This is a genomic window from Neotabrizicola sp. VNH66, from assembly GCF_049445895.1.
Lineage (GTDB): Bacteria > Pseudomonadota > Alphaproteobacteria > Rhodobacterales > Rhodobacteraceae > Pseudogemmobacter.
This window is the reverse complement of sequence record NZ_JBMSDW010000015.1, coordinates 85,922-103,957: the sequence shown is the minus strand read 5'-3', so window position 1 is coordinate 103,957 and position 18,036 is coordinate 85,922. Positions and strand designations below refer to the sequence as shown.

Annotated in this window: 20 protein-coding genes; 7 read left to right on the top strand and 13 right to left on the bottom strand. The window is 62.8% G+C overall.

What is annotated here, in order from left to right:
- The first annotated feature begins 224 nt into the window (after positions 1 to 224).
- A complete protein-coding gene (locus ACO2Q5_RS18470) occupies positions 225 to 1,157 on the top strand; it encodes a DUF2493 domain-containing protein (protein ID WP_423293767.1) in 933 nt (310 codons plus the stop codon).
- A 507-nt stretch (positions 1,158 to 1,664) separates the two neighbouring features.
- Here ACO2Q5_RS18470 and ACO2Q5_RS18465 read toward each other — a convergent pair.
- The 6 genes from ACO2Q5_RS18465 to ACO2Q5_RS18440 all read right to left on the bottom strand — a co-directional run bounded on the left by ACO2Q5_RS18465 (position 1,665) and on the right by ACO2Q5_RS18440 (position 7,426).
- Complete coding sequence (locus ACO2Q5_RS18465; protein ID WP_423293765.1) at positions 1,665 to 1,814, bottom strand: hypothetical protein; 150 nt, start codon at positions 1,812 to 1,814, stop codon at positions 1,665 to 1,667.
- A gap of 136 nt (positions 1,815 to 1,950) precedes the next feature.
- Positions 1,951 to 3,486: a GTPase gene (locus ACO2Q5_RS18460; RefSeq protein ID WP_423293763.1), complete on the bottom strand. Its 1,536-nt coding sequence runs from the start codon at positions 3,484 to 3,486 to the stop codon at positions 1,951 to 1,953.
- Entirely contained in the window at positions 3,473 to 5,374 is a 1,902-nt protein-coding gene (locus ACO2Q5_RS18455) for a TerB family tellurite resistance protein (RefSeq protein WP_423293761.1), read from the bottom strand. The genes ACO2Q5_RS18460 and ACO2Q5_RS18455 overlap by 14 nt, the downstream gene beginning before the upstream one ends.
- Positions 5,371 to 5,793 (bottom strand): hypothetical protein, encoded by a 423-nt coding sequence (locus ACO2Q5_RS18450; protein ID WP_423293759.1) that lies wholly within the window; start codon positions 5,791 to 5,793, stop codon positions 5,371 to 5,373. The genes ACO2Q5_RS18455 and ACO2Q5_RS18450 overlap by 4 nt, the downstream gene beginning before the upstream one ends.
- A gap of 233 nt (positions 5,794 to 6,026) precedes the next feature.
- Positions 6,027 to 7,082 carry a Fic family protein gene (locus ACO2Q5_RS18445; RefSeq protein WP_423293757.1) on the bottom strand — a complete coding sequence of 352 codons (1,056 nt, stop codon included), beginning with the start codon at positions 7,080 to 7,082 and terminating at the stop codon, positions 6,027 to 6,029.
- 143 nt (positions 7,083 to 7,225) lie between these two features.
- Positions 7,226 to 7,426, bottom strand: coding sequence for a hypothetical protein (locus ACO2Q5_RS18440; RefSeq protein WP_189382947.1), 201 nt, complete (start codon positions 7,424 to 7,426; stop codon positions 7,226 to 7,228).
- A 264-nt stretch (positions 7,427 to 7,690) separates the two neighbouring features.
- Here ACO2Q5_RS18440 and ACO2Q5_RS18435 point away from each other — a divergent pair, with 264 nt between their 5' ends.
- Positions 7,691 to 8,053 carry a bactofilin family protein gene (locus tag ACO2Q5_RS18435; RefSeq protein ID WP_423293755.1) on the top strand — a complete coding sequence of 121 codons (363 nt, stop codon included), beginning with the start codon at positions 7,691 to 7,693 and terminating at the stop codon, positions 8,051 to 8,053.
- A 6-nt stretch (positions 8,054 to 8,059) separates the two neighbouring features.
- On the opposite strand, the gene ACO2Q5_RS18430 is transcribed toward ACO2Q5_RS18435, so the two are convergent.
- The 4 genes from ACO2Q5_RS18430 to ACO2Q5_RS18415 form a co-directional block, all read right to left on the bottom strand.
- Positions 8,060 to 8,320 carry a WGR domain-containing protein gene (locus tag ACO2Q5_RS18430; protein WP_423293753.1) on the bottom strand — a complete coding sequence of 87 codons (261 nt, stop codon included), beginning with the start codon at positions 8,318 to 8,320 and terminating at the stop codon, positions 8,060 to 8,062.
- Positions 8,321 to 8,478: 158 nt separating this feature from the next.
- On the bottom strand, positions 8,479 to 8,715 hold the full coding sequence (locus tag ACO2Q5_RS18425) for a hypothetical protein (protein ID WP_189382953.1): 237 nt from the start codon (positions 8,713 to 8,715) through the stop codon (positions 8,479 to 8,481).
- Positions 8,712 to 9,425, bottom strand: coding sequence for a hypothetical protein (locus tag ACO2Q5_RS18420; RefSeq protein WP_423293751.1), 714 nt, complete (start codon positions 9,423 to 9,425; stop codon positions 8,712 to 8,714). The genes ACO2Q5_RS18425 and ACO2Q5_RS18420 overlap by 4 nt, the downstream gene beginning before the upstream one ends.
- Positions 9,425 to 10,150, bottom strand: a complete 726-nt coding sequence (locus tag ACO2Q5_RS18415) for a division plane positioning ATPase MipZ (RefSeq protein WP_423293749.1) — start codon at positions 10,148 to 10,150, stop codon at positions 9,425 to 9,427. Before ACO2Q5_RS18415 ends, ACO2Q5_RS18420 begins: the two co-directional genes overlap by 1 nt.
- A 704-nt stretch (positions 10,151 to 10,854) precedes the next feature.
- Between ACO2Q5_RS18415 and mobC the strand changes: the two genes are divergently transcribed.
- The 3 genes from mobC to ACO2Q5_RS18400 all read left to right on the top strand — a co-directional run bounded on the left by mobC (position 10,855) and on the right by ACO2Q5_RS18400 (position 15,323).
- Positions 10,855 to 11,253, top strand: a complete 399-nt coding sequence (gene mobC / locus ACO2Q5_RS18410; protein WP_423293747.1) for a plasmid mobilization relaxosome protein MobC — start codon at positions 10,855 to 10,857, stop codon at positions 11,251 to 11,253.
- Positions 11,246 to 13,072 (top strand): relaxase/mobilization nuclease domain-containing protein, encoded by a 1,827-nt coding sequence (locus tag ACO2Q5_RS18405; protein ID WP_423293745.1) that lies wholly within the window; start codon positions 11,246 to 11,248, stop codon positions 13,070 to 13,072. The genes mobC and ACO2Q5_RS18405 overlap by 8 nt, the downstream gene beginning before the upstream one ends.
- Before the next feature lie 157 nt (positions 13,073 to 13,229).
- On the top strand, positions 13,230 to 15,323 hold the full coding sequence (locus ACO2Q5_RS18400) for a UPF0149 family protein (protein ID WP_423293743.1): 2,094 nt from the start codon (positions 13,230 to 13,232) through the stop codon (positions 15,321 to 15,323).
- A gap of 135 nt (positions 15,324 to 15,458) precedes the next feature.
- Here ACO2Q5_RS18400 and ACO2Q5_RS18395 read toward each other — a convergent pair whose 3' ends face one another.
- Positions 15,459 to 16,295, bottom strand: a complete 837-nt coding sequence (locus ACO2Q5_RS18395; RefSeq protein ID WP_423293741.1) for a universal stress protein — start codon at positions 16,293 to 16,295, stop codon at positions 15,459 to 15,461.
- Between the two features lie 177 nt (positions 16,296 to 16,472).
- Here ACO2Q5_RS18395 and ACO2Q5_RS18390 point away from each other — a divergent pair, with 177 nt between their 5' ends.
- Positions 16,473 to 16,715, top strand: a complete 243-nt coding sequence (locus tag ACO2Q5_RS18390) for a helix-turn-helix domain-containing protein (RefSeq protein WP_423293739.1) — start codon at positions 16,473 to 16,475, stop codon at positions 16,713 to 16,715.
- Between the two features lie 232 nt (positions 16,716 to 16,947).
- Positions 16,948 to 17,310 (top strand): bactofilin family protein, encoded by a 363-nt coding sequence (locus tag ACO2Q5_RS18385; RefSeq protein ID WP_423293737.1) that lies wholly within the window; start codon positions 16,948 to 16,950, stop codon positions 17,308 to 17,310.
- A 23-nt stretch (positions 17,311 to 17,333) separates the two neighbouring features.
- Here the strand turns inward: ACO2Q5_RS18385 and ACO2Q5_RS18380 are convergent, their stop codons facing one another.
- A complete protein-coding gene (locus ACO2Q5_RS18380) occupies positions 17,334 to 17,633 on the bottom strand; it encodes a type II toxin-antitoxin system RelE/ParE family toxin (protein WP_423293735.1) in 300 nt (99 codons plus the stop codon).
- Positions 17,630 to 17,887 carry a type II toxin-antitoxin system ParD family antitoxin gene (locus tag ACO2Q5_RS18375; protein ID WP_423293733.1) on the bottom strand — a complete coding sequence of 86 codons (258 nt, stop codon included), beginning with the start codon at positions 17,885 to 17,887 and terminating at the stop codon, positions 17,630 to 17,632. The genes ACO2Q5_RS18380 and ACO2Q5_RS18375 overlap by 4 nt, the downstream gene beginning before the upstream one ends.
- Positions 17,888 to 18,036: the final 149 nt, after the last annotated feature.

Below are 18,036 nucleotides of genomic sequence, written 5' to 3'. Positions count from 1 at the left end.
CGGACATATCCAACCACTCCTTCTTCCCGGGGAACCGTTGAAGCCAGACTCGACGGTTGGGGTGGGGGTGTCCACATCATCAAATCAGCCGCCCCCCGTCCTCCTCCACATGCGTTCCGGCCCCGAAGGCGGGGTGAAGGGGCGTCCCCCGTGACAGCTTTCGCAGCCCATGAAGGCCGCGCGGGATGACGCGCGGACGAGAGAGGCCCGGAGGCAAGAAACCAATGACGATCCACACCCACGACGACGCGTATGAACCCGCCCACACCGCATCCCAGACCGCCCATGCGCTCGACGAGCTGCAGCTCTATGGCTACCGCCCCTTTGACGAGCCCGATCCGCGCCCGATGCCCGATGGGCAGCGCCTCGCGGTCGCCGTCGCCGACATCTTCGATGCCCTCGTCGCGACCCTGGAAGACACCCGCATGGAACCCGACCTCGAAGAGGTGCTCTGGGGCCAGGTCAACCTCTTCCACCGCGCGACGGCAAGGGTTGAGCGGTCGCTCGATGAGAATGAACAAGCGCAGCGCCGCCTTCAGCGCGAGCAGGACGGCTCCGAGGTGAAATCGACCGAACTCGAGCGCCTGACGGCCGAAGGCCTGACGCTGATCGAACGGCGCAACTGCATGGACATGATGCGCGATCACGCTGCCACCGAGTTCGTCCATCACACGGGATCGACTTGGCGCCCCCGCACCGGCTCGATGGTGAACCGCCAGCACATGACCGCAGCGCTGATCGACAGCCGCGACTTCCTGGCCGCCAAGCGGCGCGCGGAGACCGAGGTAATGCTTCCCGCAGGTCCAAAGGTCGCCCTCACCGGCGGGACCGACTTCAACGATCACCGCCTGATCTGGGGCAAGCTCGATCAGGTCCGGACCAAGTATCCCGACATGGTCCTCCTGCACGGTGGCAGCCCGAAGGGCGCAGAACTCATCGCCGCCAAATGGGCTGAGGCCCGGGGCGTGACGCAGGTGGCCTTCAAGCCTGACTGGACCAAGCACGCCAAAGCCGCCCCCTTCAAGCGCAACGACGCCATGCTGGACGTGCTGCCCGTGGGCGTCCTTGTCTTCCCGGGCAATGGCATCCAGGAGAACCTCGCCGACAAGGCCAAGAAGCTCGGGATCCCGGTCATGAAGTTCGAGAAGGGGGCGTGAGCCCCCTCAGTATCCGCTTACGGCCCTAAGCCGCCGGTCAGCGCGCCACGATGCCGCACTGCCGAATTCTCCAAAGCCGCCCTTCGAGGGGTGGCGCGGCGAGACACGCGACTGGCATGGCTGATGTAGCCCTGATGTTGTCGAGAATGGACCGCAGAATCACAAGCCGCCGGCTTCTGGGCGAGGCGCTGACGCTGCTAGACCAGACGGGCGTCTTGTCGAGAGGCCCTCTGCCCGCAGTCAATTTTTCCCGCATGACGCAGCAGTTCTAGCCGGTTCATGATCTGGCATGCCTGCTCCTGCGCCATTCCTGGCAAAGCACCACGTCGGGAGGGCAGAACGGAATCGCGATCCTGTTCTCGACGAACCAGCTGTCGAGGCCTGGATCGGCAAACTCCTGCACCGTGGCCTGTCTGCCGAGGGCTGGGATGATCATGATGGTCAGGCTTATCTGAGCGCGGGTCATGGCCACATGAAACAGTCGGCGCGGCGCTCCGGATCGTCGCCCTACGCGGGCCTGTCCCAGTCGCCATTCAGGATCACCACATGGTCGACTTCCAGCCCCGTCGCCCGGTGCGCCGTCAGCAGAAGCAGCCCCCGCTGTTCGCCGAGCGTGTCGCGGGAGCATTCGGCCAGCCCGTCGATGATGTCCGGCATCTCTGCGGTGTCCTGGTTTGCGTGGCTTCCTGGTCGAAAGAGCCGGTTTGCTTCACGATATGCGTGGCAAGTAGGTCACGGGCCTTAGGGGGCAGTGCGGCTGTAGCTCAGAGTCTGAGCACGATCGGGATGGACCTCAGCTACGCCAGCCCCTCCACAGCAGCTGTCCGGCCTTCAAAACCCCTTTCCCAGCGGTGCTCGTTTCCGCGAGCAAGCCTCCGGCCTTGGCCGCGCTGCTCAACCTGCGCCGGTTGCGCTGGACCAGCATCGCCTCCGGAACGGCGAGGCCGATCTGCGTTTCAAGCTGCGCGATGTTCCAGCTTGGCGTCGTGGCCACGGCGGGCACAGGCAGGGGTTCACCAAGGTCATGGGAGATGCTGCGCATCACCTCGGCCACCAGCGCCTGGTCCTGCGGGCCCATCAGGTTCTCAGGCAATGGCCAGGCCGGGATCAGCTGGTCGATCCCGGTGACCACGACGATGATGCGCGGCGCCCGGCGCGCGGGGTTGTCCGCCATGGCTTTGCGGAAGGCGCGCAGCAGGGCAAGGTCCGGCGCGCGGGCGGGTCGGTTCGCCCGCACGACCCAAAGCAGCAGATCGGCCCCGGACAGCTGGGCCAGCAGCCGTTTGTTGACCGCCTCGCTGCCATCTATCCCTTCGGTATCGGCGAAGGTGAACCCCTCTCCCGCCAGATCCAGATGGTGACTGACCAGCGCGGGCGTGGTCGGCGTCACATCGGTCTCGCCCCGGTCCTCGCCGGCCAGGGCATTGATCAGGCTGGTCTTGCCCGAGCTAACCTGACCCACCACCACCACGCGCAGAGGCAGATCCTCCTGCGCCTGATGGGCAAGGTCCGCAGTCTGGGACTCAAGGGTGATCTCCAGAAGCTCCGCATCGGAAAATCGCAGATGGCCGCCGAAGAGGTCCAGCGAGGCCTTAGCCACTTCTTCAAGGAGCAGGCGCTGCACGATGGCCTCTCCTGTGCTTTTGACAGTCTCAGCGTCCACGCCCAGCATCAACCCTTGCGCCTCGTTAGCGATCGCAACGGGCATGTTCCTGTAGGCCTTGTAGAGACGGTGCGCGGTTACTGCGTGCCCGATCCATTTGCGGTGACGCCAGATCCAGAACAGCGTCGTCAGGCTGACCGTCTCCGCCAAGGGAACATACTTGCGGATATCGGACCGTAGCTGCGCCGTGACGCGGTTGGCCAGCAGCAGCGCCTCGGGGATGGAGAAACTCAGGACATCGCGCTTCCCGTCCGAATGCAGGACGGCGGCACGCTTTGCGGTCTCAAGGGCCTCGTTCTGCATCGCAGGCCAAGGCAAGGGGGACTTCAGCTTGTCCCGGATCTCCTGACAGAGGGTCTGGAAGGCCTGCCGTTCACGATGGGTCCAGTCCGGGTTTTCGGCGACGAGAGGCGTGTCATCGGCGGGTGGGGCGGGCGGCTGCGCCGAGGCGCGGCGCCGTTCAACCCAAAGCACCAGAAGCGCCACAAGCCGGTAGAAAACGATGAGCCCGCCGGTCACCAAAGCGAAGGTCAGCGCCAGACCATTCTCGGCCAGCCAGACGATGCCCAGGGCGAAGAGAAGAAGGAAAGGCAGCGCGACGACGGCCAGAGTGACCAGCTGCCGCCCGCGCAGAAACTGCCGGAGCAGCGCCTTAATCGGCAGCACGGTTCTTCCCCTTCAGCGCCGCCGCAAAAATCTCGCGCAGCGCGGCTTCATCCACAGGTCTGTTTTCCCTTGCATAGTATAGGTAGTAGCCTGCCGCCCGGCCAAGCGCCCATGTGGCGGCCCCGCTCCAGCCCGCGCTGACGACCGGGGCGACGGTCTGGCCGAACACCGGCACCAGCTTCGCAAGTTCCCGCGCGCCCAGGCCCAGGGCCTGGGACCCGACCACACCCGCGCCGAGAGTGGCCGCAAACTTCGCGAGGGCGGATCGGTCCCATTCCACATCGTAGCGCTTGGCAAGCGCGGTCAGCATGGCCAGCTGCAGGCCCGGCACCGAGAACAGCCCGACCAGCGGCAGGGCCCCGCCCGCCGTGGCGCTTCCCGCATAGCCCAGCACCAGGGCGCGGTTGCGGGCGAACTCCGCCTCCTCGGCGGTGGTGGCCTCGGCGGCATGCAAGTAGATCGCGACCGAGGGCAGGATCTGCTCCAGCTCGGCATGAAGTGCGGACAGGTCGGCCGTGCGCGGATCCTTCAGTTCAAGCCGCAGCTTCGGCAGCGCCCTGCCCCATGCCTTTTCCACCGCCTTCTGGTTGATCTGCTCCATGCGGTCCCGGCTTTGCGGATCGGGCAGAAGGTCGCCCGCCGTATGCAGCACGACGATCGGCAGCTTGCCGTCCTTCTTGCGGATCTTCGCCAGCGCCTCGGTGATCATGCCCTGCACCGGATCGTCCAGACGCATCAGCACCAGCATCAGATTGGCCGATTTCTGGATCTCGGCCAGATCCGCCGCCGGATCATAGGCGATCTCGCCCAGCCCCCGGGTGTCCAGAAAGCGCAGCACGGGATCGGTGGCCGGAAACTCGAAGGCCTGCGCGGTACGCGTGCAGGGGACGAAGCCATTGCCGATCTCGGCCGTGCTGGCCCCGGTCAGCGCCTGCATCAGCGAGCTTTTCCCAGCCGCCGTTTTCCCCAGAAGCCAGATCACCGGCACCGGCGGCCTGACCAAGGCGGGGACCTCGGCCTCCCCTTCCGCCTCCGCGCCGCCGAACAGACCGGAGGCCCGATCCCAGAGCCATCCCCCCGCCGAGGAGACCTGATCGGCAACCGACCCGGCAAGCCCGGTGATGAACCCCCGGTCGCCCGCATCCAGCACCTTCCGCACCCGGTCGATCGCCGCCTGCTCGGCCTCGGACACCGCACCATCGGCCTCCGCGATCTCGGTCAGGAAGGCGATCAACCCTGCCGACATGGTCTGATAGTTGCAATCCGGGTTCTGCCGCTTGAACTCGGCCAGGACCTGCGCGACCTCCTCGACGGATTTCCCTTCCGTGCTTTCTTCGATCAGCGGCAGGGCCGCGGCGATGTAGTCGGGGGCCAGCCCCCAGCCGGTGGTGAAGTAATCCCGGATCGTCTCGCGCTCGGCCTCGTCCAGGTGACCGGCATCCCGTGCGACCAGAACCGCCAGCCCGGCCATCAGGTCGAAAAGCGTGGCGCCGAGCAGGTCGAGGGGCGTGTTGATGAACTTCGGCACCACCTCGACCCGCGACCCGGTGTAGCCGCGCCACAGGCGCAACACGCCCCAGCTGAGCGCACCCGTCGCCGCCGCCCCGCCCACCACCCAGCCGATGGGCGTAGCAGCAGCCAACCCCAAGGCGACGCTCAAGCCGCCCAGGAAGGTCGAGGGCGCGGCCGCTGCGCCTGCGACGGCCCCGCCTGCCGCGGCACTGGCCCCCACATGCCACAAGTCCGCCAGCGCACGACCGGTGGTCAAACTGCCGTAAGCCGCTTCGCCGATGCCAAGCCTGGCCTTGAAGGTCAGAGGCACGGCCACAACCTGCCGCACCCCGTCAAATCCGACCGGCCGCGCCGGGGCAGCTTCGGGTTGCGTCACGGGGCCACCGTCGCCAGCTTCCGCTCCAGATCCCGCAGGCTACTTGCCCAATTGGCCTGGGCGAAATCCGCCATCATCCCCTTTGTGACCGCAAAGATAAGCATTAAGGGCGTCAGAACAGCCCCGAGAGCCACTGCAATCTTCCCCATCGAACCCAGCACAAGCCCGACCGCGACTGTGACGACAATGCCGAACACCGTGTTGGGGAAAGATCTCACGATCTCCAGCGCCAGTGTCAGGATCTTGCGGCCGATCGGGATCAGCACGCGCCCGAAATGGACCGTGATCCGCGCCAGATCGCTGAGCAACGCCTTCGCATCCGCGGAAAGCGCCATACGCTCGATCAGATCGTCCAGGATCCTCAACGGCAATGATGAATTTGGATCATCGGCAATCTGCTCGGCCGGCGTCTGCGTCATGAATACCCCGAAACGAAAACCAACAGACGACCATCAAACCGCCGCCCCAACATGACACTAGGAAGATCGCCGTGCTCCGGCAAGGCCACTCCGTTAGGAAACTTGCAGCACTGTCAGCTTGCCTCTTCCGGGCAAGTCCAATGTCTGCTTTCCGAGGTCGCTGCGACTGCCGTGCCACAGCGCTGTCAGGCCGCTTTCCGCCCATCGCGTCGATGGAGATTGCATAATCAAAATTATCGGAGCGAATACCAAGCCCCCCTCCCGGCTCCGTTCAGGCTCAGGTGGCCATCTGCCACCAGCGCGCGGAAGTGCTGCTTCAGTGTGTTGCGATTCTGGCCGGACAGGCGCTCGGCGTCGCCGATGGTCAAGCGACCGTGGTCTCGCACGAGGTCCAAGAGTTGCGCCGAAACTTCCGGGAGGCTACCCATCAAAAGTCGTTCACGCTCAATCTTTACGCGCAGACGATGCATCTGGCGCTGCAGCGCGGACAGGAAGAAGCCGAGCCAAGGTTCCCAGTCCGGACTGTCAGACCTGATCGTTCCCTGGGTCTGTCGAAGGGCCAGATAGTAGGCCTCCTTGCTTTGCTCGATCACGCTTTCGAGGGAGGAGTACGGTACATAGGCATAGCCTGCGCGCAGAAGCAGGAGGGTCGTAAGGATCCGACTGAGACGTCCGTTGCCGTCCTGGAACGGATGGATCTCGAGGAAGACCACGACGAAGACTCCGATCAGCAGCAGCGGATGCAGTTCACGGTCCCGGGTGGCGGTGTTGTACCAGTCGATCAGTTCAACCATGCGGCCGGGGGTGTCGAAGGGGGTGGCGGTCTCGAACACGACGCCAATCTGCCGCCCTGTGTCGTCGAAAGCCGCGATCGAGTTTGGCGCGGTCTTCCAGGCTCCCCTGTGGCGCTGATCCTTGCCGCTGTGCCGCAGAAGGTCCCGGTGTAATTGGCGGATATGGTTTTCGGTCACGTCCATGTCGCGCCACGAGGCGAAGACCGCATCCATGACCTGGGCGTAGCCTGCTACCTCCTCTTCGTCTCGGGTCGAGAAGGTCTGGATGTCGAGGTTGGAGAGAAGACGCTGGACCTCCTGATCTGAGAGTCGGCTTCCTTCAATGCGGGTCGAAGAGCCGATGCTTTCGATCGTAGCGACGCGGCGCAAGGCGGACAGCCGCTCGGGGGCGAGACTTCCGAGCGCGCGCCATGCGCCCTTGAACTCGTCGATTTCGGCGATGATCGAAAGAAAGTTCGGGGTGATGCGGAGCGTATGGATTTGGATCATACCCATTTAAATACCCAATAACACCCATTTTCCGCAACCCATTTCTTGACCCAATTACACCCGATTAGCGGCGGAACCACCGGTCGCGCATGGGATCCGGACAAGTGCAGACAAGTTGGCGGTCGACTACTGGGCCCGACCCGAGCGTATCAGGCCATGCCTCCGTTGCCGGCTTCGGCAAGGCGGGCCAGATGAGCGCGCGCTCCGGTCGTTATAGGCCCTTCCCTGCCAATGGGCTCCCAGGCGTCAAAGGGAACGGCAAGGCGCAGCTTCATCTCGCCTTCGAACTGCGTATGCCTGAAGTTGGAGGCGGGATCAGTCAAACTATTGCGCTCTTCGTGTTGCATCATCACCCTCGCCGGAAGTTCACGGCAATACGTTAGCCCTTCGTTTTCATCGTGGACAACACCAACCAACAGCCTGACGTACCCTCATGAGCGATCGGCGCAGACTCTAAGGTTCATGAGGGACGACCGGCGATGACCCTGGCCGGATGAGTTGTACAGCGCCGAAGGCTGCCGCCCTTCTTCGCCGATCACAGCGCCGCGTGTTGCCCTTTCGTTTCGATTCTGGTCCAGTCGTGCGGCACGAAGTTGAGCTGAGGCGGCACCAAGATGAAGACACCACATGGCGATCTGGACCGATGGCCGGACCCGGTAAGTCCGAACGCTCGCCGCAGCATCTTCGCGCAGGACCTTGTCGTCGAAGGCGATGCCACCTCCAGTGGACCGATCGAGATCCAAGGCAATGTCGTTGGCTCACTGCGAGCGCCGGAGATCGGCGTGACTGGTTCAGGTCGTGTTGAAGGTTCCGTCGCCACCCACGACCTCGTCGTGCTTGGGGCGGTCTCTGGTATGATCTCGGCGCGAAACGTTCAGCTCGCGCCGAGCGCAGTCGTGCAGGCCGATGTCATCCATGAGCGGATCGCCATCGAGGCCGGTGCGGAGCTTGAAGGCAGGCTTCAGCGGAAGGCCTGACCGATCTCACACCGCAAGGTATGGCGGCAGCAACTCGCCGGACGGCCGATAGCCCCGCCGCACCTTCTGGCGAAGCGTTCGGACTGCAGCCTTCTCCGCCTTTGCGGCAGACAGGCAAGTTTCGACACTTGTCCGACCGCGCGTCCCGATCCTGCCCCAGGTCCGAAGAACGGAGACCTCGCCGAACAGTGTCGGTGCGACGTCAATGCAATAGAACCGGGCCATATTGGCATCGGGATCGATGCGGTGCAGATGTGCCAGAACCATGTGGGCCTCCCAACACAGAATCCTCCCTGCGTCGCAGCAAGTCCAATTACTTTTCTGAATCGAAACCAGCGGATCGATTCAGAAACTTCATGGCTTGCCCCCCCCCGGTTCGCGCGCATTGGCCACCAAGTGGTTGCCCACGTTGCGACCTGTCATTGTCAGGTGGTCTCCTTTCCGAGCAACTGTAGGACCTCCAAAACAATGAAGCACTTCGCGCGCCGCTTGTTCGCTGTGTACCAAACCGTCTTGCGCTCGCCGGTATGGCTGAACTCATAGGTGACGCCGAGGATCTTCTCGCGATGATCCGGGTCGACCATCCATTCCACAGGCCTGCCAACATCAAACTTGGCTGCCGACGTGTCGTCGTCGAGGGCATTCGATTTCTGATCAGTCATTTCTCTTCTCCCTCGGTTGTCGTGTGCAGCGGCGCCTTGTCCAAGGCGATGTCGAATGCCTCCTGGAACCGCGCGCGGAAGGCCGGGCCCATGACCCGCGCCAAACCAAGAACCCCAAGCGGATCGTGCCGGGCGGCCAGGTCGGCTGCAAAAGGCGGTCGCAGGGTCAAGGTCACGCTGGTCGGATGCTTGCCCCGTGCACCGCGAGGTTCACTGACTTCGGGCATGCCATCGCGTTCCCAGTCGTCAAAGGCCTCGTCACGCAGTCCCTGCGCCACGCGACGGATCAGGAACTGGACCGAGCACCGCGCCACTGAGGCCCAGGCTTCAGCGAGATGGGCTTGCCTGGCGGTGAGCGACACCGCGACATAGACGACCTGACCCCGGGCCGTTGCGGATGGGGCAGGCACCGCATGGCGCTGCGCCAAGTGCAGTGGTGTCCGCGGTTCACCCTCCTCTTTCCGGGCTTCTTCTTGGCCGCGGATGGGCAACCCGCCATCATCATCGCGTTGGGGCATGACATGTGCGGCGGCTGTCACGATTGCCGGTTGCTCGGGCTTCGATTCTGGCCGGGAGCAGACCGGCGCCGACGGCATCGCGCTCGGTCTTTCAACCTCCGCCGGGGGCGCGACCATCCCACCAAACCCAAGCTTCGCTGAAAAACCCGCGTCCTGCCGGATGATCCGCATCTGATCTTTACGCGGTGCCATTATGCGACCTCCGCCGGGGCCGCGATCAACTGATCGATTTCGTCGAGAAGCTCCCCGGCCTCCTTCACGGCTGTCTGCAGATGCGCCGCCAAGCCGCGATTTGGCGTCTTGTCCGCGATCGGGCCGAGGAGCCCTTCCTTGTCCATCCGGACATAGGCGCTGCGATTGGACAGCCAGGCCTCGCAGGCAGGCAGCGACCGGAAGAGTTCATCCGCCACCGCGCGCTCCGCTTCAGAGAGCCGGACCTGCACGCGACTGAACACCACGGAGAAGCCGGCAAGCTCATCCGGATTGTCGACCCGCCCGCGCAGCTTCAAATACCAGTTGGCGGTCTCGAGCGTCTCGCTGAGATCGCCGCGCGACAGCATCATCGGGCAGATGATCCGGTGGGCGGCAACGGCCAGCACATCCTGTGCCTCTGACCCGCCGCCGAAAGTGTCGATCAGGATCAGATGCTCCTGGTCTGGCTGTTCATAGATATGGTCAATCGCCTCGACGACCCGGTGGGCATCAAGTGTGTGGATCACCTCAACATGGGGTGACCAGTTTCCGGCCTCTTGCCCCGCCTGCATCCACTTGAGGCAAGACTTCGAGGCATCCGTGTCGAAGATCGTAACCGTCTCACCGCGACTTGCTGCGGCAGAAGCAAGGGCGCGGCAGAGCGTGCTCTTGCCCGATCCGCCCTTCCTGTTCATCACCAGCACAACCCGTATTCCATAACCCATACCACCTTCCTCACTTCGCAAATTAACGATCCCATTTTTCTGAATGCAGATCGCTGAAAACTTTTATCCTAAATCGCATCGCATAAATCCGAACCACGACAGCGGATATCAGAAACCATCTCGCGCAACTCCTATTGCGCAAGGCGTATCTCTTTAATCACTTGTCTGATTACTGGATGCGTATGTCTTTTATCTGATCGCGCAATGCGTGTATCATAAGGCGTAGCCCTGATCACACGTCGCCGATGCCACAAGACGCATCCCACACTTCCTTTCTCCGAACCCGCAACACTGAACGGTTGGGTCCGTACATCAAACAAAACAGGGCGTTACCGCCACTTCTGCCCGGGAAATGCCCTCCTGCCAAGGGCTTGGAGGTGCACCTTCTCCGGTTGCGCCTTGTGCATTCAGCGATCAGCGAAGTGCACTCGGTAGCAGGTGAGTTACCCAAGGTTAACACAACCTGCAAGGGTTCATGTCGCGCATAGATTGTGCTTGATCAAGGGCTGAAAGAAGGGGATAGAGAAGGTGGCAGGAAATGCGATGTGTCTACAAATAATCGGTGGCGGAAGTTGGCAGAAAAATCAGAGCCGCGCAAAATACGACTTAAGTCTGGGTCCGGTGTTTCAGCCAAAGCGAATTGCGATCTGGCTTATTCTGCAGCGCAGCAAGTGGCGCACCGCGGGCGACCGCGAGCCGAGAGTTTGGGCCAGGTTGTCAGCTGCCGTCTGCCTGCCGAGGAACTTCAGGCCTTCGATGCGCTCTGCACCCAACTGGGCGCGAAATCCCGTTCTGACGGTGTGCGGTCGGTGGTGCGGATGGCGTCGGGCTTCCTCGACTTCAGCAGGGAAGACAGCACGCGGCTGGAGGAGATCCGCTACGAGCTGGCCAAGATCGGCACCAACGTGAACCAGATCGCGCTGGCTGCAAACCGGGGCAGGGCGCCGATGGTCAAGGCGCAGTGGGCGTCGGTGGAAGAGCTGCGCCGGTCGCTGCCAATGGTGGCAAAGGCGATGAGCCAGATCATCGCGGAACGCCGGCGGCAGGGCGTGGCGCTGTTCCGCAAGTTTGTCGAAACCCAAGAGGGCGCGCGCCATGGTTAAGCTTGGATCGCGGCCCATCGGGCTGGCAGAGGCTGTTCTTGGCGACCTCGACTTCCTGCGTCCCCAGTCAGGGCGCGTGAAACCCGGTCCTTCTTCCTCCTCTCGGCAGGGCTTTCGATTCTCGCCGCGCGCCAGCCAGCTGTGGCGTTTTTCGCTGGGATCGAACGCGGCGGTCATCAAGAAGATCGGCAAGGGTGGCACGGCGAACGCCAAGGAGCTGGGGGCCCAGATGGACTACCTCTTCTCGAAGTCGGCATCGATCTTTGGCAACGGGGTCGTGCTGGATGCAGATGCCAAGGGGCTGACCAAGGACGAACGAAAAGACATCATCGGCGACTGGGTCGAAGATTGGCGTGGGTCGCCCAAGAACGGGCACACCAGCCATCTGCTTCTGAGCTTTCCGTCCCATGTGCGGGCCGAGAAGGCCAAGCTGATTGCCGAGATCTGGGCCTTCGAGATGTTCCAGTCGGGTGACCATCAGGACGATGTCTGGTCCTACGTCGCGGCATTGCACACCGACCGGGCACATCCGCATGTCCATATCGTCGTGAACAACCGGGGCACGCTGAACGACAGCTGGTTTTTCATGGCGAAGGAGCATGCGTTCAACCTCGACACGATGAAAGAGCGCATGGTGGCCATTGCGGCCGAAGAAGGTGTGTTCCTGGATGCGACCTCGCGGGCAGAGCGGGGGTTGCTGACCTACGGTCCTTCGCGGGCAGAGATCGAACGGGCGCGGGAAGAAGGCAGGGCACCGGAGGTGCGGCCGCGTGAGGGCAGGGCGCTGGAGGATGCACTCGCTACCATGGCGCGCACGGCAGACGTCATGCGCAGCCTGAGCCATGTGGCGGCACTGACCGGGTTGCCGGAGATCGCCGAGAAGATTGCCAAGGCCGAGGAAGTGCTTCGACAGGGCGGAATACTCCACCCTTTCCCGGCAGAGGCAGCGACGCTGGAGCGCGCTGACTTGGAGCGGCATTTCAGCGGATGGATGACCGAGACGGAGGGCAGGATCCGCAAGGCCCCGGTGGTCGAGCGCAAGGAACTGCGGGACGAGCTTTATGGCTATGCCATCGACATCGCCCGTGGCCTCGGTGATGCCCGCGGCGCGCAGCTTCTGCAGATGATGCCGCAGTCTGCAGTCTACGGCATGGCGCTTGAGGACGATACCCTGACGCGGGGCCGGGCGGAAACAGCCCTGCAGCCCGGGGCGGCGGAGCGGCTGCGCGCGGAGATCGTTGCGGGTGCAAGTGCGATCGGTCTGAGCGGTGAGCGCATCGCCAGCCGTCTGGAAACGGGTGCGGCGAATGCCTGGGAAGAGCGGGACTGGGTCCGGAGTGATCTTCTGATCCTCGCTGGCCAGCGGCGGCTGGACCTGCGTGATCTGGATCAGGGGAAGCGCGTGGCCGACGAGCTGCAGGCATTCTATGACCGCGCGGCGGCGGCGATTGACCACACCGTTTCCCATGAAACCGTGCCTGCTAACGACCGACTTGTGCGCACGCTGCGGTCGATGGGTCGGATCCTGCAGACCGAGGGCAAGGTCGAGTTCCGTGGGGATGCTCATGCGGAGCGTTTCGCAGACGAGCTTCGGCGGCGCTATGGCGAAGCCATCGTGGCAGATCTTGCCGCGGGTCGGACGGACGTGCTGGCGCGGGATGTCGAGGATGAAGCCGAGCGACGCTGGATCGCGCGGGCAGTGGTCTCAGCGGCGAAATCGCATGTGGCCTTGGGTCTGACTTTGCGGCAGACGACGGTGGCAGAGCGCGATTTGGCCGGACAATCGGAGCGCAAGGGCGCGACGGACTGGGATCTGTGATCCGGTCCCGGTGCCCTCCCGGTTTGCTCCTGCGGCTCTCGGCCACGGTCGGCGTTCTCACCATTCTGTCGTCAGACATCGCCGCCATATCTTCCTGACAAGCCAAAGCCGCTTCGCTAGGCTGGTCGCCGAATTCGGACTGTTCGGCGGGTGGGACGTGGCAAAGAGTCGGATCGATGAGGCATTGGCCGCCCTTGCGGCTGCGGGCGACGATGGCTTCGGCGCGCGGCGCGACGTTCTTGAACGCATGAGTTTCGACCTCTTGCATCGTCCGGCCCTGGGCGGCCAGATCGTCGCGCAGCTCTGTGCTATCGAAACGCCTTCGCCGAATGACGAGGGCTTTCTGGATCTTCTCGGCGCAGGCCTCAATGCCGCCCGTATCGCCAGGGAAAACGGCAAGGCGCGCGGCCAGACCTTTCTAAAAACTGTCGAAGACGCGCTTGATCTTGCGCGACGACAGGGGCGGATGACACCAACTCACAACCTCATCTTCGCCCAGCTCTGGACGCGCAATGGCCTGACCGCCCCGGCTTCTCTGGAGTTGCACCGCGAGGAGGTCATTTCGGAAAATGGGCGACGTACGGCCAATCCCGTCGAAGGCGAAGCCCTGCTTGACGGGCTTTTCGCTGAATTGATCCAGCAGGCAGACGGCGATCCACTTGCATTGCACCAGGCCCTGACCGAAAACTTTCCGGCCATGCCCCCGGAGATGCGCGATCATGTGGTGGCCTATTCGGTGGGCCGCAGCGATGCGCTGCATACTGATCTGGCCTGTTTGTGGTTGCTCGACCCGGCACCGCATATCCGTTTTGCCGCAGCGCAAGGTCTGGCCGATCGGCTTGCGCGCGGCGACCTTCCGGGTCGCATTCTGGCAACATTGGTCGTGCTGCGGAGTTGGATGCCCGAGGATGCGGCACGGGGAAGGGTCGATTTGGTCATCAAGGAGGCCATGCGCAAAGGCGTTGTTGCCGACCCGGCCCAGACCCCATGGAAGATCCACGGCATCCGCATCACCTTACCGGATGGAGGTGGGGCGCAGAGCATCGGTGTCGCGCTGCAAGCCGGATCGCAGCGCAAGATGGCGATGCTGCTCCTGAAACAAGGGCAAGGCGTAAAGGACGCCTACACCATTCCATGTGCCAACGCCCGGGAGCAGAAGTCTATCATCGAGCGCATGTCGGAAGATGTCGGCGCATTGACCGGGACGGCCGACTGTTTGCGCCGGGCCGTGTCTCTCGCGCTTGCCGATGGTCTTGCCCGCGATCTGCCTCCAGTGCCGGGGTTGATCGAGGTGGCGCGCCTCTGCGGCCTCGACGGGCTGCGCCCGGAGGCCAGATCGACGCCAGATCTTATTGCCGGCATGGGATCGTTCGCGACCGTCAAGGCGCTTCCGCTGCGGAAACAGGGTGCCCTGATCATGGCCAGCGAAGACTGGTGGGATCGGCACGAGATCATCGAAAGCTGGTTCGAGGACAGCGATGAAGCCCGTGCGGTCCTCGACAAGGCGCGCAGCGCCCGCTCGGCGGAGGCCGCGCTCTGGAAATGGCTCGAGACCCGGCGCGACTGGTGGGCCCGTATCATGGCCCGCAGCGCCGATGTGCTGGAGACAAGCCTTCACCCGGATGCGACCGGTTTTGTGGCTTGCGCCATGGCGCTTCTTGATGGCCGGGAGCTGAAGAAGATCCCGCTCATGCTCGATATACACGAACAGACGATCGAGGCCTGGGTGCGGGATGATCCGGATTTCGATCCGGAGGCCTCGCTCGAGGATCTGGCCGAAGTGGCCCCCGAACCCGAGAAGAAGGGTGAAGTTGCAGCGCTGCTGCGCGGAACGGGTCTTTCGTCTGACTGGCTTGATGGCTACCTGACCGGGATCGTCATCGCGCCGAAAATCATCATGCCGAACCAGTGGCTGCCCCGGATACTCGACGCCGTTCTGCCCCGGATCGACCCGTCCCGCTTCCAGCGGTTCATGGACCTTCTGATGATGCGAGCCCAGGCGGTTGCCGAAATAGCGTCTGAGCCCGCCGAGTTCGCGGCCTCGATATCCAGTCGATCGAAGAAGGCGCAGGGCGATTGGGCCTCCGGGTTTTCTGAGGCCTTGGACAGGTTCCAGTCGGCATGGCCGAAGAAGGGCATGACCAAGGAGGACCGCAGATTGATTGAGATCGGCGCGGTGGGCCTCTCTGGTGCCGATCTGCCTGAACTCGCGGCTTTGATCGCAGAACGGCAGGCGAAAAACTCAGGGTGAAGATAGGGCGAGAAGCGTCGCGAAGGGCGGAAAGCAGCCCTTGAGTGAGGTCCACGGTTGTCGTGGAAGCGGACGCTCGTTGGAGGGAACCGGACTCCTGTCCAACCTTCTTCGCCTTTTGCGAGACACCCGCGGTCAATGTGAAAGCAAAACCGCCAGTCGCAGATCAGAAAACACTCCCTTTGTTGCGCCACCGAGGATGAAATCGCGAAGGCGCGAGTGGCCGAAGCCACCCATGGCCAAAAGCTGTGCCCCTTCGGCAATCGCGGTATCCTGCAGGGCTTTTGCTATGGACCGGCCATCGAGCGAGATGTCGATCGCCTTGGCGGCATATCCCCGGCGTTCCAGAGACGCTGCAAGCGTTTGCGCAAGGCCAGAACTATCAAGTGACTTCTCCCCCTGAACCGTCACCACAGAAATCCGGCCACCATCAGACAGAAGCGGAAGGGCATCGGACAACGCCCTGGCAGCGACCCGGCTTCCATCCCACGCAACGACAATGTGATCGATGGAATGCGGTACATTCGTCGCGGGAACAAGGATCACCGGGACGCCCGCGTCGAATACGACGGAATGCGCCAGGTCCTGTGTTGACAACGCGTCAGCCGACCACGGCAGAATGGCCAGATCAAAGACCCGTGCCTCGGTCGATGCCGCGTCCAGGGCCGCGCCCATCATCGCGGTATGGCTGCTTGCCGACAGGTCGCGTTCTGTACCGAAGGCACCCTTGATCAGGGTTTGCAGGCGGGCGCATTCTGCCTTGCTGCGCTCCTCGGCGGCACGCGCCATTCCTTCCACGTTGATCAGGTAGCCGCTGGCCACAGAGCCTGTCTTCGGGACATCCAGAGCAAACGTCGAGACATGCAGACCGCATCCCAGCGCCGCCGCCAAGTTGACCGCAGCCAGAACAGCCGGATCAGGTGCTGCTTCCGGATAAGTGTTCAGCGGCAGGTATGCGATGCGATGGGACATTGTTGTTTCCTTTTCTGAAGCGGCAGTTCACCGGCAATCAGCCGTCTGGCCGCGATGGGGCGCGACATCGGCTGCTGAAATGAGATTATGCGATCGGAAGATGACCATCATTGATCCAAGTCAATCAAACGTGGCCATACGTCAGTATAGATGTCTTTCAGGACGGAGAGTTAGAGAATGCCGCAGGACAGGTATCAGACGGTACAGGACGTAGCCGACAGGCTGAACGTCGCAGAGGCCACTGTGCGGCAATGGATCAAGTCTGGCGCACTCCGCGCCATCGATATCGGCAAAGGCTGGCGGATCGCGGATACCGATCTGGCACAGTTCCTGAGGGCGCACGAAACGTCACCCCGCCCGTCGGAAACCCGTCCCGGACAAACCGCAGAAAAGCAGAACGACAATGAACCGCCTCGCTGACAAGACCGCAATCGTGACTGGAGGTGACCGATGTTGCCGGCGAGGATGACGATGTTCTGCATGCTAGGACCCATAGCTCATGAGGGACGACGGGCAGACGATCTTGGCCGGACGAGTTGTGCGACCATGACGACTGCCGCGCTTCTTCGCCGATCACAGCGCCGCGCGTTGCTCTTTCGTTTCGCATCTGCTGCAGTCTGGAAAAGCGAAGATGAGCGGAGGCGGAACCAGCATGAAGACCCCAAATGACGACCTCGACCGTTGGCCTGATCCTGCTGGATCGAGCTCACTTCGCAGCGTTCTGGCGCATGACCTGATCGTCGAGGGTGATGTCATCTCCAGCGGTCCAGTCGATTTCCAAGGCAAGGTTGCTGGCTCGGTGCGCGCGCCGGACGTTGTTGTTGCTGATTCAGCTCATGTAGAAGGCTCCATTGTCGCGCACGACCTCTCTGTGCTCGGAGCGGTTTCCGGCACGATCTCGGCGCGGAACGTTCGACTCGCGCCGAGTGCAGTCGTGCATGCCGACGTCATCCATGAACGGATCGCCATCGAGGCTGGTGCAGAGCTGGAAGGCAGGCTACAGCGCAAGGCCTGACAGGCTTCAGTCCGCCATCCCTGTCATCCGTCTGGAAACAGGATTGCCTCGACGTCCATCGCGCCATTCAGGATGTGCAGGATCGTGATCCGCGCGTTGCCAATGCGATAGAAGATCAGGTAGCGACCATGGACGCGGCGTCGAATTCCATGATGTTCGTAGCGTGCCACCACTGGCCAAGCTTCGGGCAGGTCAGCGATGTCGAGACAGCTGCGATAGAGTTCACGCACGAAGCTTGCCGCACGCAGTGGGTTGTCGCGCGCGATGTAGTCGCCGATCGACTCGAGCTCGGCCTCGGCGGCCGCCGTGAGTTCGACAATCATTCCCGAACGGGACTCATGGCCTGGTACTTGGCCTCCAGCCGTGAGGCGACCTCAGACATAGGTTTGACGCGACCGGCCTCAGCGTCTGCAAGTCCTCGCGCGAGGGACTGATCAAGGACTGACAAGCGCGTTTCGCGTTCCTGAATCAAGCGAATGCCCTCACGAAGCACTTCGCTCTTCGAGTTGTAGCGGCCGGTCTCCACCAGTTTGGCGACGAAACGTTCGAGTTGCGGTCCAAGGTCAGCACTAATCATGGCGCCCTCCTATCCTCGGACCAACATGACAATCTTGATAACTGTTATCAACTCTCATCTCGATGCTTGCTGATTAAGTCGTTCGACGGCATCGGCAGGACTGCTACTCAGTGATGCGTCGCGGTACCCGCGCCGCACTTTCTGACGAA